The organism is Saccharopolyspora sp. NPDC045839, from assembly GCF_056431645.1.
This window is the reverse complement of sequence record NZ_JBWKKH010000048.1, coordinates 1-23,514: the sequence shown is the minus strand read 5'-3', so window position 1 is coordinate 23,514 and position 23,514 is coordinate 1. Positions and strand designations below refer to the sequence as shown.

The 23,514-nt window shown below is 70.8% G+C and carries 21 protein-coding genes; 8 read left to right on the top strand and 13 right to left on the bottom strand.

The features are described 5' to 3' along the window. Window positions 1-262: 262 nt before the first annotated feature. Window positions 263-1,606: a PhoH family protein gene (locus AC07EQ_RS39590; RefSeq protein WP_478392971.1), complete on the top strand. Its 1,344-nt coding sequence runs from the start codon at window positions 263-265 to the stop codon at window positions 1,604-1,606. Window positions 1,607-1,648: 42 nt separating this feature from the next. On the opposite strand, the gene AC07EQ_RS39585 is transcribed toward AC07EQ_RS39590, so the two are convergent. From AC07EQ_RS39585 to AC07EQ_RS39570, 4 genes are all read right to left on the bottom strand, one after another. Continuing rightward, window positions 1,649-3,088 carry a GuaB1 family IMP dehydrogenase-related protein gene (locus AC07EQ_RS39585; protein WP_478392940.1) on the bottom strand — a complete coding sequence of 480 codons (1,440 nt, stop codon included), beginning with the start codon at window positions 3,086-3,088 and terminating at the stop codon, window positions 1,649-1,651. 294 nt (window positions 3,089-3,382) lie between these two features. Continuing rightward, a complete protein-coding gene (locus tag AC07EQ_RS39580) occupies window positions 3,383-3,940 on the bottom strand; it encodes a hypothetical protein (RefSeq protein ID WP_478392939.1) in 558 nt (185 codons plus the stop codon). Window positions 3,941-4,079: 139 nt separating this feature from the next. Next, the gene (locus tag AC07EQ_RS39575; RefSeq protein WP_478392938.1) at window positions 4,080-4,493 is read right to left on the bottom strand and encodes a DUF4288 domain-containing protein; all 414 of its coding nucleotides are present in this window, start codon (window positions 4,491-4,493) and stop codon (window positions 4,080-4,082) included. A 12-nt stretch (window positions 4,494-4,505) separates the two neighbouring features. After that, complete coding sequence (locus AC07EQ_RS39570) at window positions 4,506-6,020, bottom strand: ATP-dependent DNA ligase (RefSeq protein WP_478392937.1); 1,515 nt, start codon at window positions 6,018-6,020, stop codon at window positions 4,506-4,508. Between the two features lie 118 nt (window positions 6,021-6,138). On the opposite strand from AC07EQ_RS39570, the gene AC07EQ_RS39565 reads away from it, so the two are divergent. Further along, window positions 6,139-7,989, top strand: a complete 1,851-nt coding sequence (locus AC07EQ_RS39565; RefSeq protein WP_478392936.1) for a vWA domain-containing protein — start codon at window positions 6,139-6,141, stop codon at window positions 7,987-7,989. Window positions 7,990-8,049: 60 nt separating this feature from the next. Here the strand turns inward: AC07EQ_RS39565 and AC07EQ_RS39560 are convergent, their stop codons facing one another. Together AC07EQ_RS39560 and AC07EQ_RS39555 are read right to left on the bottom strand one after the other, a co-directional pair. After that, a complete protein-coding gene (locus tag AC07EQ_RS39560; RefSeq protein ID WP_478392935.1) occupies window positions 8,050-9,444 on the bottom strand; it encodes a class II fumarate hydratase in 1,395 nt (464 codons plus the stop codon). A 267-nt stretch (window positions 9,445-9,711) separates the two neighbouring features. Further along, window positions 9,712-10,473, bottom strand: a complete 762-nt coding sequence (locus AC07EQ_RS39555; protein ID WP_478392970.1) for a S1 family peptidase — start codon at window positions 10,471-10,473, stop codon at window positions 9,712-9,714. A gap of 198 nt (window positions 10,474-10,671) precedes the next feature. Here AC07EQ_RS39555 and AC07EQ_RS39550 point away from each other — a divergent pair, with 198 nt between their 5' ends. Continuing rightward, entirely contained in the window at window positions 10,672-11,655 is a 984-nt protein-coding gene (locus AC07EQ_RS39550; protein ID WP_478392934.1) for an NAD(P)/FAD-dependent oxidoreductase, read from the top strand. Window positions 11,656-11,736: 81 nt separating this feature from the next. Here the strand turns inward: AC07EQ_RS39550 and AC07EQ_RS39545 are convergent, their stop codons facing one another. Both AC07EQ_RS39545 and glpX read right to left on the bottom strand, forming a co-directional pair. Continuing rightward, on the bottom strand, window positions 11,737-12,483 hold the full coding sequence (locus AC07EQ_RS39545; protein ID WP_478392933.1) for a S1 family peptidase: 747 nt from the start codon (window positions 12,481-12,483) through the stop codon (window positions 11,737-11,739). A 211-nt stretch (window positions 12,484-12,694) separates the two neighbouring features. Continuing rightward, the gene (gene glpX, locus AC07EQ_RS39540) at window positions 12,695-13,729 is read right to left on the bottom strand and encodes a class II fructose-bisphosphatase (RefSeq protein WP_478392932.1); all 1,035 of its coding nucleotides are present in this window, start codon (window positions 13,727-13,729) and stop codon (window positions 12,695-12,697) included. A 179-nt stretch (window positions 13,730-13,908) separates the two neighbouring features. On the opposite strand from glpX, the gene AC07EQ_RS39535 reads away from it, so the two are divergent. After that, window positions 13,909-14,502, top strand: coding sequence for a DUF4245 domain-containing protein (locus tag AC07EQ_RS39535; protein WP_478392931.1), 594 nt, complete (start codon window positions 13,909-13,911; stop codon window positions 14,500-14,502). Window positions 14,503-14,693: 191 nt separating this feature from the next. On the opposite strand, the gene AC07EQ_RS39530 is transcribed toward AC07EQ_RS39535, so the two are convergent. The 4 genes from AC07EQ_RS39530 to AC07EQ_RS39515 form a co-directional block, all read right to left on the bottom strand. Next, on the bottom strand, window positions 14,694-14,909 hold the full coding sequence (locus tag AC07EQ_RS39530) for an exodeoxyribonuclease VII small subunit (RefSeq protein WP_478392969.1): 216 nt from the start codon (window positions 14,907-14,909) through the stop codon (window positions 14,694-14,696). A 35-nt stretch (window positions 14,910-14,944) separates the two neighbouring features. Further along, window positions 14,945-15,364 carry a hypothetical protein gene (locus tag AC07EQ_RS39525; protein ID WP_358575137.1) on the bottom strand — a complete coding sequence of 140 codons (420 nt, stop codon included), beginning with the start codon at window positions 15,362-15,364 and terminating at the stop codon, window positions 14,945-14,947. Between the two features lie 14 nt (window positions 15,365-15,378). Next, window positions 15,379-16,605, bottom strand: coding sequence for an exodeoxyribonuclease VII large subunit (gene xseA, locus AC07EQ_RS39520; protein WP_478392968.1), 1,227 nt, complete (start codon window positions 16,603-16,605; stop codon window positions 15,379-15,381). A 111-nt stretch (window positions 16,606-16,716) separates the two neighbouring features. Beyond that, window positions 16,717-17,163, bottom strand: a complete 447-nt coding sequence (locus AC07EQ_RS39515; RefSeq protein WP_478392930.1) for a lipid droplet-associated protein — start codon at window positions 17,161-17,163, stop codon at window positions 16,717-16,719. A 293-nt stretch (window positions 17,164-17,456) separates the two neighbouring features. On the opposite strand from AC07EQ_RS39515, the gene AC07EQ_RS39510 reads away from it, so the two are divergent. Continuing rightward, window positions 17,457-18,476, top strand: a complete 1,020-nt coding sequence (locus AC07EQ_RS39510) for a 4-hydroxy-3-methylbut-2-enyl diphosphate reductase (protein WP_478392929.1) — start codon at window positions 17,457-17,459, stop codon at window positions 18,474-18,476. 57 nt (window positions 18,477-18,533) lie between these two features. On the opposite strand, the gene AC07EQ_RS39505 is transcribed toward AC07EQ_RS39510, so the two are convergent. Continuing rightward, window positions 18,534-19,409, bottom strand: coding sequence for a DUF6542 domain-containing protein (locus tag AC07EQ_RS39505; protein ID WP_478392928.1), 876 nt, complete (start codon window positions 19,407-19,409; stop codon window positions 18,534-18,536). A 239-nt stretch (window positions 19,410-19,648) separates the two neighbouring features. Here AC07EQ_RS39505 and AC07EQ_RS39500 point away from each other — a divergent pair, with 239 nt between their 5' ends. Genes AC07EQ_RS39500 through AC07EQ_RS39490 form a run of 3 tightly spaced genes read left to right on the top strand, consistent with a single transcriptional unit; the run spans window position 19,649 to window position 23,305 of the window. Further along, window positions 19,649-21,241: a sugar ABC transporter ATP-binding protein gene (locus tag AC07EQ_RS39500; protein WP_478392927.1), complete on the top strand. Its 1,593-nt coding sequence runs from the start codon at window positions 19,649-19,651 to the stop codon at window positions 21,239-21,241. Continuing rightward, a complete protein-coding gene (locus tag AC07EQ_RS39495) occupies window positions 21,238-22,275 on the top strand; it encodes an ABC transporter permease (RefSeq protein ID WP_478392926.1) in 1,038 nt (345 codons plus the stop codon). The genes AC07EQ_RS39500 and AC07EQ_RS39495 overlap by 4 nt, the downstream gene beginning before the upstream one ends. 25 nt (window positions 22,276-22,300) lie before the next feature. After that, entirely contained in the window at window positions 22,301-23,305 is a 1,005-nt protein-coding gene (locus AC07EQ_RS39490) for a substrate-binding domain-containing protein (protein WP_478392925.1), read from the top strand. Window positions 23,306-23,514 lie beyond the last annotated feature (209 nt).

The window sequence follows — 23,514 nt, the reverse complement described above, 5'->3', positions numbered from 1 at the left end:
GTCGCTGATGACGGGCCGTTCCCAGTGCAAGTCCGAACGCGGCCCGTCCGGGAGGCCCTGATCGTGCCTGATGGCTGGAGCGGACGGTTACCACGTCCACCTTGGTCGCGAAGGGCCGGTGCCCGGCCCCTGCGGCCACGGCGGACCACCGGTCCGGCCGGGGCGCGACGGGGGCAGGCCCGGCCCGCCGACGAGCGGGTGTGCATGCCACGCCCGCGAGGGAGTAGCCGTGACCGCACGACGTTCCCAGCCCCAAGCGGAGATCCCAGCCCGTAGCGGCGAGTCCGCGAGCAGCGCGCAACCCGGTGACACCGAAATCCGCACCTACGTGCTGGACACCTCGGTGCTGCTGTCCGATCCGTGGGCGTTGTCCCGCTTCGCCGAGCACAACGTCGTGCTCCCGGTGGTGGTGATCGGCGAACTGGAGGGCAAACGCCACCACCCCGAACTCGGCTGGTTCGCCAGAGAAGCCCTCCGTGCCCTCGACGACCTGCGAATTCAGCACGGTCGGCTCGACGAACCGGTTCCGGTCGGCGTGTCCGGGGGCAGCCTGCACGTCGAGTTGAACCACTCCGACCCGCAGGTGCTGCCGCCGGGGTTCCGCACGGACTCCAACGACGCCCGGATCCTGGCCTGTTCGCTGAACCTGGCCGCCGAGGGACACCGGGTCACGCTGGTGACCAAGGACATGCCGCTGCGGGTCAAGGCGGCGGCGGTCGCCCTGGACGCCGAGGAGTACCGCGCGCAGGACGTGGTGTCCTCGGGTTGGACCGGGATGGCCGACGTCGAGGCCCCGTCGGACTCGGTGGACGTCCTGTTCAAGGAAGGCATCGCCGATCTCGACGAGGCCCGGGACCTGCCGCCGAACACCGGGGTGCGGCTGCTCTGCGGCTCGCAGAGCGCGCTGGGCCGGGTGACCGCGGACAAACAGGTCCGGCTGGTGCGCGGCGACCGGGAGGCGTTCGGCCTGCACGGCCGCTCCGCGGAGCAGCGGATCGCCCTGGAGCTGCTGCTCGACCCGGAGATCGGGATCGTGTCGCTGGGCGGCCGGGCCGGGACCGGCAAGTCCGCGCTCGCGCTGTGCGCGGGCCTGGAGTCGGTGCTGGAGCGGCAGCAGCACCGCAAGGTCGTGGTGTTCCGGCCGGTTTACGCGGTCGGTGGTCAGGAACTCGGCTACCTGCCGGGGACCGAGAACGAGAAGATGGCCCCGTGGGCGCAGGCGGTGTTCGACACCCTCGGCGCGCTGGCCAGCGAGAACGTGCTGGACGAGGTGATCGATCGCGGCATGCTGGAGGTCCTGCCGCTGACCCACATCCGCGGCCGGTCGCTGCACGACGCGTTCGTCATCGTCGACGAGGCGCAGTCCCTGGAGCGCAACGTGCTGCTCACGGTGCTGTCCAGGCTGGGCGCTAACTCCCGGGTGGTCCTGACCCACGACGTCGCCCAGCGCGACAACCTCCGGGTGGGTCGCCACGACGGCATCGCGGCGGTGATCGAGAAGCTCAAGGGCCACCCCTTGTTCGCCCACGTGACCCTGACCCGCTCGGAGCGTTCGCCGATCGCGGCCCTGGTCACCGAACTCCTGGAAGGGGACTTCACGCCCTGATCACGAGGTGGGGCGCCGCTCGCCGAGCGGCGCCCCGCTCGATCACCAGCCGGAAGGCAGCGGCCTGCCCTCGGCGAAGCCGGCGGCGGACTGGATGCCGACCCGCGCGCGGTCGTAGAAGTCCTCCAGGCTGCGTGCGCCCGCGTAGGTGCAGGACGAGCGCAGGCCGGAGGTGATCTCGTCCAGCAGGTCCTCGACGCTCGGCCGCTGCGGGTCCAGCCGCATCCGCGAGCTGGAGATGCCCTCCTCGAACAGCGCCTTGCGGGCCTGGTCGAACGCGTTGTCGCTGCGGGTCCGGGCGGACACGGCGCGCTTGGACGCCATGCCGAAGGACTCCTTGTACGCCCGGCCGTGCTCGTCGCGCTGCAGGTCACCGGGCGATTCGTAGGTGCCCGCGAACCACGAGCCGACCATCACCGACGCCGCGCCGGCGGCCAGCGCCAACGCCACGTCGCGCGGGTGCCGGACGCCGCCGTCGGCCCAGACGTGCTTGCCGAGCCGCCGCGCCTCGGCGGCGCATTCGGCGACGGCGGAGAACTGCGGCCGGCCGACGCCGGTCATCATCCGCGTCGTGCACATCGCGCCCGGCCCGACACCGACCTTGATCACGTCGGCGCCCGCCTCGATGAGGTCGCGCACGCCGTCGGCGGTCACCACGTTCCCGGCCACCACCGGAACCCGCGGGCCGGCCGAGCGGACCGCCTGCAGCGCGGAGATCATCTTCTCCTGGTGGCCGTGCGCGGTGTCCACGACCAGCGTGTCGACCCCGGCCTCCAGCAGCGCGGACGTCTTCGCCGCGACGTCGCCGTTGACCCCGACCGCCGCCGCCACCCGCAGCCGGCCGGCGTCGTCCAGCGCCGGGGTGTAGATCTCGGCGCGCAGCGCGCCGCGGCTGGTCATGATCCCGGCCAGCCGGCCGTCGGCGTCGACCGCGATCGCGACGTTGCGCGCGTGCTGGTCCAGCTGCTCGAACACCTCGCGGGGCTTGGTCTCCAGCGGCAGGACGACCGGGTGCCGGTCGGCGACCTCGCCGACCCGCGCGAACCGGTCGACGCCGGTGCAGGCCGCCTCGCCGACGACCCCGATCGGCCGGTTGTCGTCGTCGACGACCACGACGGCGCCGTGGGCGCGCTTGGGCAGGAGGTTGAGGGCGTCGGCGACGGCGTCATCGGCGTGCAACACCAGCGGGGTGTCCCACACGGGGTGCCGCGCCTTGACCCAGGCGGTGATCTCGGCGACCGCGCTGGGGTCGACGTCCTGCGGCAGAACGACCAGGCCGCCGCGCCGGGCGACGGTCTCCGCCATCCGGCGGCCGGCCACGGCGGTCATGTTGGCGACCACGATCGGCAGGGTGGCGCCGGTCCCGTCGCTGGTGGCGAGGTCCACGTCGAAGCGGGACTCGACGCCGGAGCGCCGGGGCGCCAGGAAGACGTCGTCGTAGGTCAGGTCGGTGGAGGGCTGCTGCCCGTTCAAGAACTGCACGTTTCACCACCATACGGGGTCGGACGCTCCCAGTCGCCTCCCGAAGCCGGACGGCCTAATCCTGCGGCCGCAGGGCTCTGCTGGGGTTCGGAAGTAAGCCGGGTTTCGGCCGCCGCGTTTCGGGGTGGTCGCCGCAAGATCACCGGATAGGTTGACTCATCTGGAGTTGATTTCTGGCACCAGCCTTTTGTTATACTCCTCGTAGCCACGCTCTGTTGGGGTGTGGAAGTAAGCCGGGACTCCCCGCCGGAGGCGGGACCCCGGCCTCTGCGTTTTCTGGGGACTTTTCACGGTTCATCCGGCGGTAACCCTGATTATTCGAGCAGTGTCCCCGAGTTGCTCAAGGTAGCCGTGGTCCCCGCGTTCTGCAGCTAGCACGGCGCCGCACGCGACATCGGGAATCCAAAGCAGGGGCTCGCTCCCGCCAGGCGCAAAGGTGACACCGGTGCGCTGCGTGATCAATCGCTTCTGCCTGCACGCGTCAACCATGTCCGTGTCGAGCTTGTTGTTCCTCTCTTGTCGAGTCTCGAATGTCACGATGGTTGCCCCGGCGCGCTCCAGTTCGGGAAGCAATGCTTCGAGGCACTTCCGGCGCCCACGTTCAGGGAAGATCGGTTTCGACGTAGCTACGACGGCCACGTTGTGCACGGTCTGGGTGCTTATGACCTTGACGATCTCCGAGCGTCGCTGAGGGGGTTCCTTGCTCCAGTGGAGCTTTCCGCCGCCGCGTCGAAGCTCGCGGAGCATGCATCGGATGTCTTCGGCATCGGCGAGGTCGACGATGCTGGCCGTGAGGATGTAGACGCCGATGGTCAGGTCGTAGGACTCATCGACGTAGGCGTGGACGAACACGAGCCGTAGTGAAGCGAGAACTGCAGTTCGAGATCAAATCGATACACCCGGTGGTGATTGCCGACTCGACCCTGCTAAATTCCGCTCGGCTGCGTACCGAGGTACGTGGAAGTACGCCGGGACCCCGGCCGCTGCGTTTCTAGGCTTCTTCTTCTGTCAATGGTTCGAAGGAGCTGTAGGCCTGGTAATTGCGGAAGAACCGGCCGTAGAGTTCCGTGCCGTCGTCGAAGGTGGCGTCTTCGAGGGGTTTCACCTCGATGATCTGCTTCAGCTTCCAGGTGATCAGTTCGTGGTTCTCGTTCTGGTAGCTGGTTTCCTGCTGCTTGCCGTGCTCGACGGCCTTTTCCTTCGCCTCTTCTTCGGATTCCGCCTTGAGCAGCACGAAGGATTCCTCGTACAGCGGCTCGTGGTCGGCCGCGTCCGAGGTGGCCTCCAGGACCAGGACCGCGACGTAGTAGTCCAGCTCGACCGCGTCCGCCTGGAAGTCGCTCGGGCTGATGGTGCCCGGTCCGATGTTGATCGAGCCGATCTCGTCGAAGTCGTTGCCGCTCATGCCGTCAGGATCTCACCCGCCCGGCAGCATGGCGCGAACCGCCTCGATGCTGTCGGCCGACGCCGCGTCCTTGTCGGGCCGGTAGCGCAGCACGCGGGCGAAGCGCAGCGCGACGCCGCCGGGGTAGCGGGTGCTGGTCTGCACGCCGTCGAGTTCGATCTCCACGACGAGCTCCGGCGCGACGTGGACGGTCCAGTCGTCGCGGTGGGACTCGCGGTGCTGGAACTCCGCGGTCTGCCAGGCCAGCAGTTCGTCGGTGAGGCCCTTGAACGTCTTGCCGACCATGATCGGCGGGCCGCCGTCGGGATCCCGCGCGCCGAGGTGCAGGTTCGACAGGAAGCCGCGCCGCCGGCCGTGACCCCATTCGGCGGCGAGCACGATCAGGTCCAGGGTGTGCTCGGGCTTGACCTTCCGCCACGAGCGGCCGCGCCGTCCCGCCGCGTACGCCGAGTCCAGCGCCTTGACCATGACGCCTTCGTGCCCCGCGTCCAGCGCCTCGTCGAACAGCGCGGCCGCGCGATCCGCCGACGGCGACAGGGTCGCGGGGATCCGATGCTGCGGCGCGACCCGTTCCAGCGCGTCGAGGCGCTGCCGCAGCGGCAGGTCGAGCAGGTCTTCGCCGTCGAGGTGCAGGCAGTCGAAGAAGTACGGGTGCAGCAGGAGATCGCGCGAGTTCTGGGCGCCGAACCGGCCCATCGTTTCCTGGAACGGCCTGGGGCGCCCGGTGTCGTCGAGCGCGAGCGTCTCGCCGTCCAGCACCACCGCCCGGCAGTTCAGGCCGCGCACCAGCTCGACGAGTTCGGGCACGTTGCCGGTGATCTCGCGCAGCGTCCGGGTGTAGACGTGCACGTCGTCGCCGTCGCGGTGCACCTGGATGCGTGCACCGTCCAATTTGTACTCGATGCTGACCTCGCCGAGTTCGTCGAGCGCGGCGTCCAGGGTTTCCGCGGGCGAGGCCAGCATCGGCCGGACGGGCCGCCCCATCTCCAGGCGGAACTCGGCGAGCGCCGGTTCGCCGCCGCGCAGCGCGGCCTCGGCGGTTGCGGGCAGCCGGCCGGAGAGCATGAACGCCCGCCGCACCGCCTCGGTCGGCACCCCGGCCGTGGCGGCGATGGCCTCGATCATCACGCCCTCCAGCGCGCCCTGCCGGAGCTCGCCGCCGAGGAGCCGCACCAGGAACTCCTGCTCGTCGTTGGGAGCCTTGCCGAGCAGCCCGGACAGCGCCTCGGTCCGGCGCTGACCGGAACCGGCGCCACTGATCAGCCGCACCGCGCTGATCGCCGAGTCGACATCGGTGATCGTCAGGGTGGGCTCGGGAGCCGGTTCGACGTCGAGCGCGGCCAGCGTCGACCAGCCGACGCCGGCCCGGCCACCGGGTAGCTCACCGGCCAGCAGCGCCGTCGCCGGGCGGACCTCCTCGGCGTCGAGCCGCGCGAGCAGCCCGGCGATCGCGGCGGTCTTCGACTTGCGGGAACGCGTCGCCGAGACCTCGCGCGAGGTCGTCACCACATCCGCGAGCAGCACCATGCGCCCATGGTGCGCACGACCCCCGACAAGGCGCACGCGCATCGCGGCGGACCGGCACTTCCAGATCGGCTGGAACCCGATGTCCGCCGTGTTCGTCCGAACGGGTGGTCAGGCCCCGATGAGCGAAGAGGTGGTCGCATTGCGCGGACTGGGAGTGCTGTGCGCGGCAGCGGTGGCCGCCGTTCCGCTGCTGCCGGCGACGGCGGTCGCACAGGAGGCACCGCGGCCGGCGCCGGTGATGGTGTCGCTGGACGCCTCCGGGTCGATGACCGAGCAGCTCCCGACCGGCGGCATCCGGATGGACGCCGCCAAGCACGCGCTGAACTCCCTGGTCGACGGCCTGCCCGCGGACACGCAGCTGGGCCTGCAGGTCTACGGGACGCAGACCGGCAGCGGCGACGCCGAGAAGGCGCGGGGCTGCCAGGACATCGTCACCGCCCAGCCGGTCGGCCCGCTGAACGCCGCCGAGCTGAAGCAGAAGGTCGACGGGATCCGGCCGTCCGGGTACACGCCGATCGGGCAGGCGCTGCGCGCGGCGGCCGAAGCGCTGCCGAAGGAAGGCCCGCGCGCCATCGTGCTGATCTCCGACGGCCTCGACACGTGCGCGCCGCCGGACCCGTGCGAGGTCGCGAAGGAACTCGACGCCGCCGGTGTGGACCTCAGCGTGCACACCGTGGGCTACCAGGTGGACGACCAAGCGCGGCAACAGCTTTCGTGCATCGCCGAAGCCACCGGCGGCACCTACACCGACACCGACGCGGGCACGCTGGAGCAGAAGCTGCCGACCGTGGTCGAGAGCGCCCGGCGCAGCTACGAGGTGCGGGGCACGCCGGTGACCGGCACCCCGTCACCGGGCAACGCGCCGGAAGTCCGGGCCGGGCAGTACGTCGACACCATCGCGCCGGCCGAGATCAAGCACTACCGCGTGACGGTGCCGCAGGGCTTCACCGTGCACTTCGCGGGCAGCGCGATCGTCCCCAACGACGAGACCTCCGGCGCGCCGGACATCACCGCCAAGATCATGGACTGGAACGGCGAGACCTGCGCTCGCGGCTGGGAAGGCGTCGCCCTGTGGCGGGCGCACCTCACCGCGGCCGCGGAGTGGACCCAGGGCCAGGGCAAGGACTGCAAGGGCGCCGAAGAGGTCGTGCTGAGCCTCGAACGCTCCAACGACGCCGAGCGGACCACCGGCAAGCCCTGGAAGACCGAGCTGCTGATCGTCCTGGAACCACCGGTGACGGGGAATGCGGGACCGCTCGGCGACCCGGCCGCGGTGCCGTTCGCCGCACCGGGCGGCGCGGAGCAGCCGGTGACCGGCGGCGGGAGCTTCAACGACGCGCTGGAACTGCCCGGCAGCGGCGTCTACCTGGACACCCTGCACACCGGCGAGATGGCGACCTACAAGGTCAGGCTGAACTGGGGCGAGTCCCTGGCGGTCATGACCACCGCCGACAGCAACGCGGTCGACGGCGCGGCGGAACTGACCACCTCGGTGTTCGACTCGACGCGGACCCGCGACGACTCGTGGGAGAAGACCATCTTCCTGGCCCACGAGACCGAGACGTCGGAGGCGATCACCACGCCGCGGGTGCTCTACAACAACCGCACCACGAAGACCAAGGCCGATCACCTGCCGTCGGTGGCGGGCTGGTACTACATCACGCTCGAAGGCTCCAGCAGCCGGGAGCAGGGCGACATGCCGATCAGGCTCGCGGTCAGCCAGGTCGGTCGGCCGGCCGCCGGTCCGCAGTACGCGCAGGTCGGCAACCTGCCGGCGGCGCCGATCGCGGATGCCGGTGACCCGGTCGGCGGTTCCGGGCTGGCGTCCCTGGAGGAGCAGGATTCCTCCGGCGTGCCGGTGTGGTTCTGGGCGGCGATCGCCGCAGTCGTGCTCCTCGGCGGTGGTGGTGCGGCAACGCTGATTCTGTTGCGGCGCAACCGGAAGGCGACGCCGCAGCAGTGGCGGTGACGCGGCGTTCGTGAGTGGTTGGGCCGCTGGGGCGACCCAACCACTCACGACGCTGGGAAATCAGCCGCCGTTGGCCATGCGGAGGACGTCGAGGGCCTCGTCCAGCTGCTCCAGGGTGAGCTTGCCCGCGTCGACGTGACCGCGTTCCAGGACCACCTCGCGGATCGTCTTGCGCTCCTTGAGCGCCTGCTTGGCGACCGCGGCCGCCTCCTCGTAACCGATGTAGCGGTTCAGCGGTGTGACGATCGACGGCGAACCCTCGGCGTAGGCCCGGGCCTGCTCGACGTTGACCTGCACGCCCGCGAACACCTTGTCGGCCAGCAGCCGCGACACCGCGGCCAGCAGCCGCGCCGACTCCAGCACGTTGCGCGCGATCACCGGCAGCATCACGTTGAGCTGGAAGTTGCCCTGCGAGCCGGCGAACGCCACGGCCGCGTCGTTGCCGATCACCTGCGCCACCACCTGCAGGGTGGCCTCCGGGATCACCGGGTTGACCTTGCCCGGCATGATCGACGAGCCCGGCTGCAGGTCCGGCAGCGCCAGCTCGGCCAGCCCGGTGCGCGGGCCGGAGCCCAGCCAGCGCAGGTCGTTGGCGATCTTGGTGAGGCTGACCGCGACGGTGCGCAGGTCGCCGGAGATCTCCACCACCGAGTCCTGCGCGGCCTGCGCCTCGAAGTGGTCGCGGGCCTCGGTCAGCGGCAGCCCGGTGACCTCCGCCAGCTCCGCGGCGACCGCGGCACCGAACCCGGCCGGGGCGTTGAGGCCCGACCCGACGGCGGTGCCGCCGATCGCCAGCTCGCCGAGCCGCGGCAGGCCGCCCCGCAGCCGCTCGATCCCGTAGCGCACCTGCGAGGCCCACGCGCCGGCCTCCTGGGCCAGCGTGATCGGCACCGCGTCCATCAGGTGGGTGCGGCCGGACTTGACGACCTCGGTCCACTGCGCGGCGCGGCCCTCGATGGTCGTGGCGAGGTGGTCCAGCGCCGGGATGACGTCGGCGAGCACCGCCTCGGTGGCCGCGACGTGGATGGTCGTCGGGAACGTGTCGTTGGACGACTGCGAGGCGTTGACGTGGTCGTTGGGGTGCACGTCGCGGCCGAGCCGCCGGGACGCCAGGGTGGCGATGACCTCGTTTGCGTTCATGTTCGACGACGTGCCGGAGCCGGTCTGGAACACGTCGATCGGGAAGTGCGCGTCGTGGGCGCCCTCGGCGACCTCGTCGGCCGCGGCGGCGATCGCCTCGGCCACGTCGGCGTCCAGCACCCCGAGCCGGCCGTTGACGCGGGCCGCGGCGGCCTTCAGCAGGCCGAGCGCGCGGATCTGGGACCGTTCCAGGCCCCGGCCGGAGATCGGGAAGTTCTCGACGGCTCGCTGCGTCTGCGCGCGGTACAGGGCGTCGACGGGAACCCGCACCTCGCCCATCGTGTCGTGCTCGATCCGGTAATCCTGTTCAGCCATACCGAAAGTGTCCCGCTGGAAGGGCCTCCCGGTCAGCGTGGCCCGCCCCACTCGGCGGCCGATCTGTGGCCCGGAGCACCCGAACGTCCTCACTGGACCGATGAAGGTGCCGCATCTCGCAGCGGGAATATCTCCAATTTTAGGCAAAATTGGACTCCGCCTCGGCCGGGGGAGCGTCCAATTTTAGGCAAAATTGGAAGGGCTCGAGCGCTGCGGGCCGCCGGTTCCAGGTGGGAACGGGCGGCCCGCAGCGTCAGCGGATGGTCGTCAGCCGATGGTGGCGGCGATCCAGTCCTTGTAGGCCGTCGCGTCGGTGTAGATCGACGGGGCCGTGCCGCAGACCGGGATCAGGCTGCCGAGGCGGCTGGTGACGCCGGTCAGCTTCCAGTCGCCGGGCTGCCCCTCCAGCTGCGGGCCGCCGGAGTCGCCGAAGCAGGCGTTGGCCAGCAGCTCGTTGCTGCCGGTGCAGATCTCGGTCGCGCCGTCGACCCCGCTCAGCGAGCACTGGCCGTCGGGGACGACCTTGGTCTCCAGCTCCTGCAGCTGCGCGGGCGGCTGGCCGCAGCCGCGGACCGGGCAGGTCACGCCCCAGCCGATGATGCGCGACGCGGTGCCGTCCGGGCCGGAGGCGTCGGCGATCTCGACCGGCGTCTGCGTCACCGCGCGGTCCAGCTTCAGCAGCGCGATGTCGCCGTTGGGGTTCTTGGTGGCGTAGTCCGGGTGCACCACGATCTCGGCGACGCCGGCCTCGGTGCCGCCGGTGGTGTGGTCCGGGCTGCCGATCCGCAGGCCGAGGTCGGCGGGGGTGACGTCCTGCACGCAGTGCGCGGCGGTGAGCACCCACTGCTGGTCGATCAGGGACGCCCCGCAGCTGTGGTTCCCGGCGCGCTGCAGCGATGCCATCCAGCCGTACTGCTCGGTCGCGTCGTGGCCGCCGACGATCAGCGCGCCCGGGTCGTCCGCGGCGCTCGCGGTGGCGGGCAGCAGCCCGGTGCTCAGCGCGACGGCCGAGAGACCGGCGAGCAGCATGGATTTCCTCTTCACGGGCAGTCCTCCCCGACGTGATCCCCTTTTCCGGTGAACGTAAGGGCGGGTCCGCCGAACGGGTACCGCCAACTGCGGAAGCGAGTTCGGCGTTCTGGTGCAGCGCTCGCCGTGATGCGGACATCACGGCGGAGATCCGGCTAGCCTGGGTGTGTCCACACGGTCGACGACGAGGTGGTGGGCATGACCGCGGTGTCGCATGAGGTCGATCTGCTGATCGTGGGCGCGGGTCCGACCGGTTTGTTCGCCGCCTACTACGCGGGATTCCGCGGGTTGTCGGTGGCGGTGGTCGACGCGCTGCCCGAGCCCGGCGGCCAGGTGACCGCGATGTACCCGGAGAAGATGATCTTCGACGTGGCCGGGTTCCCCGAGGTGCGCGGCCGCGATCTGGTTGCCGCGCTGGTGAAGCAGGCCGGCCAGTACGACCCGGACTACCTGCTCGGCAGGCCCGCGACCGAGATGTCCGATGTGGATGGTGGGCTGCTCGTCGGGGTCGGCGGGGGAGAGGCGGTGCGCGCCGGCGCGGTGCTGGTCACCGCCGGGATCGGCGAGTTCACCCCGCGTCCGCTGCCCGCCGGTGGCGACTGGGTCGGTCGCGGCGTCGTGCACTTCATCCCGGAACTGTCCGTGCACAGTGGACACGATGTGGTGGTGGTCGGCGGTGGCGATTCCGCGTTCGACTGGGCGCTGGCCCTGCACCCGGTGGCCCGCAGCGTGACCCTGGTGCACCGCCGGACCCGGTTCCGCGCGCATGCGGGCCTGGTCGGCAAGGTAGAGGACCTGGGCGTCCCGCTGATCATCCCGGCGGAGGTCGCGGAGGTCCGCGGCGACGACACCGGGGTGCGCGAGGTGGAGGTCGAGCTCGGCGACGGGCAGCGCCGGGTGCTGCCGGCGCAGACGGTGGTGGCCGCGCTGGGCTTCACCGCCGACCTGGGGCCGATCGAGGAGTGGGGCCTGGCGCTGGAGAAGCGCGCGATCCTGGTCGACAGCGCGATGCGGACCAGCCGGTCGCGGGTGTACGCGGCGGGCGACGTCGCGGCGTACCCGGGCAAGGTCAAGCTGATCGCCACCGGCTTCGGCGAGGCGGCCACGGCGGTCAACAACATCGCCGTGGAGCTCGACCCGGGGGCCCACCTGTTCCCCGGCCACTCGTCGGACATGGGCTGACGAACGCCCGGGCACGGCGCGGAATCGCGCCGTGCCCGGGTGGGTTCTCGGGTGGGGCGTGCCGCTCCACCCGGAGCGGGATCAGCCGCCGGTGTTCTGGTTGACCCAGTCCGCGTAGGCAACGACGTCGGTGTAGATCGACGGGCCGGTGGCGCAGGTCGAGTCGCCGTTGCCGGACCGGCTGGTCGCGCCGGTCAGCTCCCAGTTGCCCGGCGTGCCCTTGATCTGCGGGCCGCCCGAGTCGCCGTAGCAGGCGCCCGAGTTGCCGTTCGGGTTGTCCGTGCAGATCTCGCCCTGCCCGTCGATGCCCTGGCAGCCGGAGTCCTCGACGACCTGGGTGTCCAGCTCCTGCAGGACCTGCGGGGCCGGGCCGCAGCCGGGCTCGGCGCAGGTCTGGCCCCAGCCGATGATCCGGGTCGCGGTGCCCGCCGCGCCCGAGTCGGCGGCGATCTTGATCGGGGTGGCCTGCAGCTGGCGGTCGAGCTGCAGCACGGCGATGTCGCCGGAGGGGTGCGTCTGCACGTTGGTCACGTTGGCCTGCTCGCCACCGCTGGTGTGGTCGTTGCTGCCGACCCGGACGCTGAACTGGCCGCCGCCCTGCACGCAGTGCGCGGCGGTGACCACCCAGTCGGGTTTGATCAGCGAGCCGCCACAACCGTGCCGGCCCTGCTGCTGCAGCGACACCATGAACGAGTACTCCTCGGTGGCGTCGTGGCCGCCGACGATGTAGGGGTTGACGTCGCTGGGTGCCGCGACCGCGGGCAGACCGAGTGCACCGATCGCGCCGACCGCGGCGATGGCTCCGATCAGAACCGAACGCTTCCGCATGTCCGTCGAATCCTCCCGTGTGTCCGGCACCACTGGCCGGGCTGGGCACAGACGGTAAGCGGAGCCATCCCATCGGCGTACCCACGAAGGGATTAGATCGACAACGTCAAAAGCGGTGACCCGCGGTCGAAACCGCAGGTCACCGCTCGGAAAACGGCGTCATTCCGGGCAATCGGCGAGTTTTTACCAATTTCCCGGTGGTGTCACCCGCTCAGGGCAGCAGTCCGTGCAGCGGGGTGTCACTCTCGCCGAGGTCGACGTCGGCGTATTCGCGCAGCTTGGACAGCTTGTGCTGGCCCTCGATCACCCGGACCGTGCCGGACTTGGAGCGCATCACGATCGACTGCGTCGTGCACCGGTTGGCGCGGTAGTGCACGCCCTTGAGCAGCGCGCCGTCGGTGATGCCGGTGGCGCAGAAGAACATGTTGTCGCCGCGCACCAGGTCCGAAGTGGTCAGCACCTGGTTCACGTCGTGCCCGGCGTCGCGGAGCTTCGCCCGCTCGGCGTCGTCCCGCGGCCACAGCCGCGTCTGGATCTCGCCGCCGAGGCACTTCAGCGCGCAGGCGGCGATGATGCCCTCCGGGGTGCCGCCGATGCCCAGCAGCATGTCGACGCCGCTGCCCGGCCGCGCGGCCGCGATCGCGCCCGCCACGTCGCCGTCGGAGATGAACTGGATGCGCGCACCGGCCTCGCGGACGTCCTTGACGATCTGCTCGTGCCGCGGGCGGTCCAGGATGCACACCGTGACGTCGGAGACGTCGATGTGCTTGGCCTTGGCGACCCGGCGGATGTTCTCCGCGATCGGGGCGGTCAGGTCCACGACCCCGGCGGCCTCCGGCCCGACCGCCATCTTCTCCATGTAGAACACGGCGGACGGGTCGAACATGGTGCCGCGCTCGGACACCGCGAGCACCGCAAGAGCGTTCGGCATGCCCTTGCTGAGCAGCGTCGTCCCGTCGATCGGGTCGACCGCGACGTCGCACTCCGGGCCTTCGCCGTTGCCGACCTGCTCGCCGTTGTAGAGCATCGGGGCTTCGTCCTTCTCGCCCTCGCCGATGACCACGACGCCCCGCATGGACACGGTCCCGATGAGCTTGCGCATCGCGTCCACCGCGGCGCCGTCGCCGGCGTTCTTGTCGCCGCGGCCGACCCAGCGCCCCGCGGCCATCGCCGCGGCCTCTGTCACGCGGACCAGTTCCATCGCCAGGTTGCGGTCCGGTGCTTCGCGGTGTCGTTCGGTGCTCATCGCGCCTCCCGGTGGTGAGCGGTTTTCAGGTTCCACTGCCCGAGGACGGCGGGATCCAGGCCCGCGCTCAGGCTCGTTGCCCCCGATCTTCGCAGATCGGCAGGCCCGTCGGAGCTCCCTCGTGGGGCAGCCCACTCCCGCTCGGCCGCCTGGCGGGCCGCTGGTCGGCCGGTGAGAGCATGGGAGCCGTGGCCGAACCCCGCAACCAGCAACCGCCCGCATCCCGTCCGCCCCGGACCGTGTCGGCAATGGTGTTCGCCCTGCTGCCGATGGTGCTGGTGGCCTTCGGGATCGCCGGGATGGCGGGGCAGTGCTCGTTCAACCCGGGCGGTCCGTCGATCCAGGGCGGCTCGGTGCCGACGGTCGACGTGCCCGCCGAACTGCGGCGCGCGGCGGGGCGGGTGGACTTCCCGGTCCTCGAACCGAACCTGCCCGCGAACTGGCGGGCCAACGCGGCGAACGTGACCACGCTCGCCTCCCATTCGCAGGTCGTCCGGGTCGGGTGGCTGACCGGCGGCGGCCGGTACCTGCGCCTGGCGCAGTCGACGGCCGCCGAGGGCGAGCTGGTCGAGAGCGAGACGCGGCAGGCGCCGCACGCCCGGGGCACGGTCGACGCCGCGGGGCGGCAGTGGGTGGTCTACGACAGCGTGCGCGGTGAGCAGGCCTGGGTGGCGGAGCGGGACGGAGTCCGGCTGCTGATCACCGGCAACGCCGGCGAGGCGGAGTTCCGAGCCCTCGCCGAAGCGGCCATCAACGCCCCGCCCGGAGCCTGACCGGCACCGACCGCCTAGGTTTCAGGCTTGCGTTTCCGCTGGTCATGGGGCCGTGACTCACGGGTTCGCACGTGCAGGAACGTTGCTCTTGAGTAGGGGCGACGGAGCGTCGCGGAAGTGCGGAGTGCCCAATTTTAGGCAAAATCGGACGGCGTGAAAGCCGGGCTCCGCGATTCGGAAGATCGGCGGGGTCAGTCCTGCTCGACTGCTGCCAGGGCTTGCTCCACGCGCTCGCGGGCTCCCGCCAGGTGGCGTTCGCAGACCGCCGCCAGGGCCTCGCCCCGCTCCCACAGCGCCAGCGAGTCCTCCAGCGAGAGGCCGCCGGCCTCCAGCTGCTTGACCACCTCGGCCAGCTGGTCGCGGGCCTGCTCGTAGCCGAGCTCGGCGACCTCGGGGTGCTCGGCCACCGGGTCGAAGTGCTCGTCCTGCTGATCGTTCGCCGTCACGGGGTCGGACTCTCCACGTTGTTCTGCACGGACACCACCGCGGTGGCGATCGCCTGGTCGTAGCCGACGAACGCCTCCGCGAACTCGGCACCGTCGCCCTCGCGCACCGCGTCGTTGATGCGCAACTGCGCCTCCGCGACCCTACGTCGGTGCGCCGAAGCGGCCCACCACCCGGCCCCCACGTACCCGGAGGTGGCCTCGGCGAGCGCGCGCAGGCGCGACGGCAGGTCCTTGCGCTCGGCGGACTGGCAGCCGCCCAGCAGCGCGGCCCAGCAGCCGACCGCCGCGGCGTCCGCCGCCTCGGCGCAGCGGCGCACCTCGCCGGCCCCGTTCCGCAGCAGCGCCGAGCCGTCGGTCGCCGACCTCGCGACGCCGACGGTCAGGGGGAGGAACGATGGTTCCTGCTTCGGGTGCACGTTCTCAGTCCTGTTCAACCTGCTCGGTCCGGTACGACTGCCTGGATCGCTCCGTCAACGACCCGCACCCGCAGTCGAGTTCCCGGCGGCGCCTCCTCGACAGACCGGAGAACGCCGTCCGCGCCGTCCTCGATGCGCTGCACGATTGCGTATCCACGAGCCAGCGTGGCCGCCGGACCCAAGGTCGTCAAGCGAGATCGAGTCGCGGTCAGCGCGTGTCGCTCGGTGTTCAGCGCGGTGGTCATCGCGCGGCGGGTGCGGTCGCGCATCAGCTCGACCTGCTCGGCGCGCCGTTCCAGCGGCCCGATCGGGTCGGCCAGCACCGGGCGGCTGCGCAGTGCGTCGAGCAGCCTGCGTTCCCGGTCGACCCAACCGTGCAGCGCGCGGCGGGCGCGGTCGCGCAGCTGGTGGATCCGCTGAGTCTCCTCGGCGACGTCCGGCACGACCCGCTTGCCCGCGCCGGTCGGCGTCGAGCAGCGCACGTCGGCGACGTGGTCCACCAGCGGCGAGTCCGGCTCGTGCCCGATGGCGCTGACCACCGGCGTGCGGCAGGCGGACACCGCGCGGCACAGCGCCTCGTCGGAGAACGGCAGCAGGTCTTCGACGCTGCCGCCGCCGCGCGCCAGCACGATCACGTCGACCTCCGGCATCCGGTCCAGCTCCTGCAGCGCCGTCAGGATCTGCGGCACCGCGGTCGAACCCTGCACGGCGACGTTGCGGACCTCGAACTGCACCGCGGGCCAGCGCAGCTGCGCGTTGGTCAGCACGTCGTGCTCGGCGGCCGAAGCGCGGCCGGTGATCAGCCCCACCCGGTTCGGCAGGAACGGCAGCGGCCGCTTGCGCGCCGGGTCGAACAGGCCCTCGGCCTTCAGCAGCTGGCGGAGCCGTTCGATGCGCGCCAGCAGTTCGCCGATGCCGACCGCGCGGATCTCGTCGACCCGCAGGCTCAGCGTGCCCCGGCCGACGAAGAACGTCGGCTTGCCGTGCACCACGACCCGGCTGCCGTCGGTCAGCGGCGGCTCCATCTTGCGCAGCATCGCGGCGGCGCAGGTGAGCGTCAGCGAGACATCGGCGGACGGGTCGCGCAGCGTCAGGAACGCGGTGGCCGCGCCGGGGCGCAGCGAGATCTGGGTGATCTGCCCTTCCACCCAGATCGTGCCGAGCCGGTTGATCCAGTCGGCGATCTTGCGCGCCACGGTCCGTACCGGCCAGGGCTCCTCGGGACTGGTCGGGGAACTCAGCGTCACTCCTCGGTGCTTCCCGGCCCCGGTCCGGTCCGCAGTTTCAATTGAAACTGTTCACCGGGGTCTCGGGGCCGCAGTTTCAATTGACACTGCGGATGTCGTCTGGGGTCATTGGTTGCGCAGGCGGTCGAGGCGGTTGTGGAGCATGCGGACGAACTCCGGCCGCTGACCGTGCCGCTGCTCGTAGGCCAGCAGTTCGGCCAGCTCCGCCTCGGAGAACGAGCGGAGCCGGCCCCGCAGCTGCGGCAGCGTCAGGTGATCGTAGTCGGGCAGCACCGACAGGTCCTCGGACAGCACCGCAGGCTCGGTCGGTTCGTCCTCGTCGAAGGTCGCCCAGGCGGGCTGCTCCTCCGGGGTGCGCAGCCCGGCGAGGGCCTCGTCGCCCTTGATCGCCAGCTCGGTGATCTGCTGCTGGATCCGCATCGACGCCTGCAGCGCCTGGCTGGCCACGGTGACCGGCAGGCCGATCAGGGTGGCCGGCAGCTGGCGGGCCTGCTCGACGGCGGTGGCGGCGAGCCCGGCGGCGATCCGCACCGGCAGGGGGAACGATGACATGCGCCCAGCCTGCCGCACTCGGGCCCGCGAAGCCATCGCCTCGTCGCACGACTGTGATCTGGAACAAGCCGCGGCCCACCGTCCAACTGCGGACCCGGCCCGGCGCCGGCCCGGCACCGGGTCTCGCCGCAATTTCCATTGAAATCGAACCTCTGATTTCCATTGAAGTTGCGGGCAGCCGTGGCGGGGCGGCGGTTGGAACTCCCGCCGGGGACCGCCGCACGACTGTGATCTGGAGCAGGCGGGCCACTGCGGGGCTGAGCTCGTTGGGCAAGGTCCGTACCCTTGGCGGTATGACGACCTCGCCCGAGGCCACTGACCTCGTTGACCAGGACACCCGGCCGGCCAAGCGGGTCCTGCTGGCCAAACCGCGTGGGTACTGCGCAGGTGTCGACCGCGCGGTGATCACCGTCGAGAAGGCACTGGAGACCTACGGCGCGCCGATCTACGTGCGCAAGGAGATCGTGCACAACCGGCACGTGGTGGAAACGCTGACCGAGCGCGGCGTGATCTTCGTGGACGAGACCGACGAGGTGCCGGAGGGCGCGCTCGTGGTGTTCTCCGCGCACGGCGTGTCCCCGGCGGTGCACGCGGAAGCCGCGCAGCGCAACCTGCGCACCATCGACGCGACGTGCCCGCTGGTCACCAAGGTGCACAAGGAAGTCAACCGGTTCGCCCGCGAGGACTACGACATCCTGCTGATCGGCCACGAGGGGCACGAGGAGGTCGAGGGCACCGCAGGCGAGGCCCCGGACCGCGTGCAGCTGGTCGACAAGCCGGAGGACGTCGACAAGGTCGAGGTCCGCGACCCGAGCAAGGTCGTGTGGCTGTCGCAGACCACCCTCAGCGTGGACGAGACGATGGAGCGGGTCGACCAGCTCAAGGAGCGGTTCCCGGGTCTGCAGGCGCCGCCGAGCGACGACATCTGCTACGCGACCTCCAACCGGCAGTACGCGGTGAAGGCGATGGCGTCGGAGTGCGACCTGGTGATCGTCGTCGGCTCGCAGAACTCCTCGAACTCCAAGCGCCTGGTCGAGGTGGCGCTGCAGGCGGGCGCGTCCGACGCGCACCTCGTGGACTTCGCGAACCAGATCGACGAGGCCTGGCTGGACGGCGTCACCACCGTCGGCGTGACCAGCGGTGCGTCGGTGCCGGACGTGCTGGTGCTGCAGGTGCTGGACCACCTGGCCGAGCGCGGCTGGAACCAGGTGGACGAGGTCACCACGGCCAACGAGAAGATCAGCTTCGCGCTGCCGCGGGAGCTCCGCAAGGACCTCGACGAGAACCCGGACAAGCCCAAGGGCGTCCGCTGACCGAGTAGCGAAAAAGGGGCATCCGCGCTGCGCGGATGCCCCTTTTTCAGTCCCGGCTCACCCGAACTGCTCGTCCCGTCGCGGCCGCCGGGGTCGCCGGGGCGGCTCCCCCTGCGGCGGCTCCGCCGCTCGCGGCCGCCCGGGCGCCTGCCGCGGGGCTGCGCCCCGCCGCGGCGGCACCGCGCGCCCGTCGCGCTCCGGCCGCGGCTCGGCTCCGCGCGCCCTGCCGGGCGCGTCGCCTCGTGCCCGGCCGGGCGCATCGCCGCTGCGCGGCCGCCCGGGGGCCTGGGCCCGCCCGCGCTCCGCTTGGGCTCGCTGCGGGCGCGCTGCGTCGTCAGCGCGCGGTTTCCTGGTGCGTTCGCGCTCTTCGGGCCGCCGCTTCTTGACGTCTTCGGCCGGCTTCTTGCGCGGCGGCGCGACGGGGCGGCGCTTCTTGGTCGCCGCGTCGCTGTCCGCGATCTCGGGGCGGGGCCGGGACCGCTGGGTAACGAACATGCGGACGAGGCCGATGCCAAGGCAGACGATGGTGGCGCCCGCCATGATCGGGAAGCTGCTGATCAGTGGTCGCGCGATGGCGAGCGCCTTGGCGGTGATGCCGGCGCCCGCGGTGACCCCGTTGCCGGTGATCAGCACCAGCAGCGGCATGACGATGGTGAGCACGAGCGGCGGTTGGACCATCGGTCCGAACACGCTGCGGCGTTTGACCAGCAGCACGGCCAGCACGCAGCCGACGAAGAAGCACGCCTTGAACAGGATGTCGGGCTGCGACCAGAGCAGGATGTCGAGGATTGTTCCGACCGCGGTCGGGACGGCAGCCAGCAGCACGGCTCCCCAGAGCGGCACGCCCTTCGCCCCGAATGCGGAGCGCGTCGACCACTGGGAGGCGCCGCTGCTGGGGGGTGGGGCGCTCTGGCTATCGCGGATCGCGGTCACGAGTCCCAACGGTAACGGTCCAGTACCCCGGGCCGAGAGCCCTCTTCCGGAACTTGCGCGTTAATGCACGTTGGGTTACCTGCGACCCTCGCCGACGTGACCGCCATGTGATGTCGGTGCAGCCGAATGGATGCCCTGTCACTTGGGCGGGTGTGTGAACCTTGACACAGGTAGCGTGACCATTTTAGCGTCCGGGCAATCGTTTTCTCACGATTCGCGAGCGGCGTGACGGGGGTGCTATGAGCACGGCGCCACCGCTGGTCGAGATGACCGGCATCACCAAGCGCTATGGGGGTGTGCTCGCGTGTGACGGCGTGGACCTGGAAGTCCGCGCCGGCGAGGTGCACGCGCTGCTGGGCGAGAACGGCGCGGGCAAGAGCACGCTGATGAAGGTGCTCTCCGGCGACGTCGTCGATCACGCTGGGTCGATCTCGATCGAAGGCCGGGTGGTGCAGTTCGGCAAGCCGGCCGACGCGCAGCACGCCGGGGTCGCGATGATCCACCAGGAGCTCGACCTGGTTCCCGGGCTGAGCGTCGCCGAGAACCTCTACCTCGGCCGCGAGCTGCGCAACCGGTTCGGCGTGGTGGACCGCCGGAAGATGGCCGTGCGCACCCGCGAGCTGCTGCGCCACACCGGCATCGACCTGGACCCGCTGCGGTCCGTCGGCGAGCTGCGCGTCGGCGAGCAGCAGCTGGTGACCATCGCCCGCGCCCTGTCGCTGGACGCGAAGGTCCTGATCATGGACGAGCCGACGTCGGCGCTGTCCAGCACGGAGGTCGAGCGGCTGTTCGCGGTGATCGCCGAGCTGCGCCGCGGCGGCACCGGCATCGTCTACATCTCGCACCGGATGGATGAGATCGGCCGGGTCGCCGACCGCGCCACCGTGTTGCGCAACGGCCGCAAGGTCGCGGAGTTCGACGCCCGGAAGCTGACCGCGGAGCAGGCCGCCGAGGCCATGGTGGGCCGTTCGGTGCAGACGATGTTCCGCGCCGAGAGCGGCGCCGTCGGCGAAGAGCTGCTGTCGGTGTCCGGGTTCGCCGTCCGCCCGCGCCGGCCGCGGGTGGGTCGCCGGGAACCCGACGGCATCGATCTGACCGTGCGTCGCGGGGAGATCGTCGGGCTGTGCGGGTTGCTCGGCTCAGGTCGCACCGAACTGCTGGAATCGCTGTTCGGGGCGGGGTCCTCCGGCACGTGGGAGGGGGAGGTGTCCCTCGACGGGCGTCCGGTGCGGCCGAGGGGTCCGCACCGCGCGTTGCGCGAGGGCATCGCCTTCGTGCCGGAGGACCGCAGGAGTTCCGGGCTGGTGCTGGAGCATTCGGTGCTGGCCAACACGGTCCTCTCGGTGCTGGACCGGCTCGGCGTGGCCGGGCTGGTGCGCCGCCGCGCCGAGGTGTCCGCCACCGAGCGCAGCGTGCAGCAGCTCAAGATCAAGCTCGGCCGGATCCTCGACCCGGTCGGCACCCTTTCCGGTGGAAATCAGCAGAAGGTCGTCTTCGGCCGGATGCTGCTGACCGAGCCGCGGTTGCTGCTGCTGGACGATCCGACCCGCGGCGTGGACATCGGCGCGAAGTCGGAGATCTACCAGCTGCTCGGCGAGATCGCGGGACGCGGCATCGGGGTGCTGCTGGCGTCCTCGGAGCTGCCGGAGCTGGTCGGCGTGTGCCACCGGGTGGTGGTGCTGCGCGCCGGCCGCAGCGTGGCCGAGTTCGACACCGCCGAGGTCGGCGAAGCGGAGTTGCTGGCGGCCGCCATGGGCGAGGGCGTGGCGGCCGGCGGGGCCGGGCCGGTCGTCGGCACCGGTCGGCAGAGCACTGGGGGAGGAGCGCGGTGAGCAACCAGACGGAGGAACGGCCCGCGGGGTCCGGCGCGTCCGCCGCGCCGCGGCGGACGAACGTCGTGGCCACGCTGTTCCGGTTCCAGAGCTTCTTCGGCCTGGTCGCGGTGTTCCTGGCGGCGGTGGTCTTCTCGCCCCGCAACGACGGGCAGATCCTGTTCCTGACCAGCGACAACCTGTTCAACATCGTGCGCGCGGTGTCCGAGATCGGGATCATCGCGATCGGGCTGACCTTCGTGATCCTGATCGGCGGCATCGACCTGTCGGTCGGCTCGGTGCTCGGGTTGGCGGCGGTGGGTTCGGCCGTGCTGATGGTCGAGGACGGCTACGGCGTCTGGGCCACCGTCGCGCTGGTGCTGCTCGCGGGCATCGTCTTCGGCCTGCTGCAGGGCACCGCCGTCGCGTTGCTCGGCGTGCAGGCCTTCATCGTCACCCTGGCGGGACTGCAGATCGCGCGCGGGCTGGCGCGGATGTGGTCCGGCGGCGAGACGGTGCAGATCTCCTACGGCGACGGGCCGGGCCAGGCGCCGATGCTGTTCTCCCTGCTCGGGGAGCGCACCTTCGGCGGCGTGGTGCCGATCCCGGCGCTGATCTTCGCGGTGGTCGCCATCGTCGCGATCCTGTTCCTGCGCGGCAGCGCCTATTCCCGCCACCTCTACGCCATCGGCGGCAACGAGAAGGCGGCCCGGCTTTCCGGCGTGCCGGTGAACCGGGTCAAGATCATCGCCTTCGGCATCGCCGGGTTCTGCGCCGCGCTGGCCGGGATCGTGCACGCTGGCCAGCTCAACGCGGGCAGCCCGAACGACGGAATCGCTTACGAACTCGACGGAATCGCCGCCGTGGTGGTCGGGGGCACCAGCCTGGCCGGTGGCCGGGGCTCGGTGATCGGCACCATCGCCGGTGCGCTGCTGCTCGGCATCCTGAACAACATCCTCAGCCTCAACAGCGTCAACACCGACCTGCAACTGCTGATCAAGGGCCTGGTGATCGTCGCGGCGGCGGCGTTGCAGCGCCTGCGACCGACGTCCTGAAACCCCTCGTCCGGGAGGAAGCACGATGCGCAAGACAACGAAGTCCTTGATCGCAGTCACGTGCGCCGCGGCCGCGCTCGCCGCCGCCGGTTGCGGGACGACCAGCGAGAACACCGGGAAGGTGCAGGCGCAAGACCCGACCCAGCACTGCAAGGGGCCGAACGAGAAGTACACCATCGGCATGAGCCAGGCCAACCTCGCAGAGCCGTACCGGGTCCGGATGGACGACGACATCCGCAAGGCGGCCGAGAAGGTGCCGCAGTTCGAGGTGCAGTTCTCCGACGCGGCCAAGGACAACTCCAAGCAGATCAGCGACGTCGAGAACTTCCTCACCAAGCAGGTCGACCTGCTGATGATCTCGCCGAACGAGGCCGCACCCCTGACCGACGTGGTGAAGAAGGCCTACAACAAGGGCATTCCGGTCGTGGTGCTGGACCGGAAGGTCGACGGCGACGCCTACACCACCTACATCGGCGCGGACAACGTCCAGATCGGCCGGCAGGCGGGCGAGTACTTCAAGAGCACGCTGCTGCCGGAGGGCGGCAAGATCGTGCAGATCAAGGGGCTGTCCGGGTCGACCCCGGCCGCGGAGCGGGAAAAGGGCTTCCAGGAAGGCATCCAGGGTTCGCAGATCGAGGTCGTGGCCACCGCCGATGGTGAGTGGGAGCGGTCGGTCGGGCAGCAGAAGATGGACGCGCTGCTCAAGGCGAACCCCGACATCAAGGCGGTCTACGCGCAGAACGACCCGATGGCCGAGGGCGCGTACCTGGCGGCCCAGGCGGCGGGCCGCAACGACCTGAAGTTCGTCGGCATCGACGGGCTGCCCATCCCGTCCGGAGGCATCAAGGCGGTCGAGGACGGCCGGCTGCAGGCGACCAACCTGTACCCGACCGGCGGCGCGGAAGCCGTGGAAGCGGCCAAGAAGCTGCTGATCGACTGCCAGCCGGTGGGGAAGGCACAGACCCTGCAGACCGAGCTGGTCACCAAGGAGAACGCCGCCGAGGTCTACGCCCGGCTGAACCAGAGCTGACATCCGCGTCGTGAGTGGTCGTGGTCGCCCCGGCGGCCACGACCACTCACGACTGGGCGCTCGTGGCAATGCCCTGCGCTATTGCGAATGATCGCGATTTCCGAATAATTTCATTGAGGTGATCTCAGTGGGTTTTGGTGTGTTCGTGGTGGGTGAGGGTGAGTGCGGCGCGGACGATCGTGGTGATTTTGCGTGGGCTGGCGGTGATG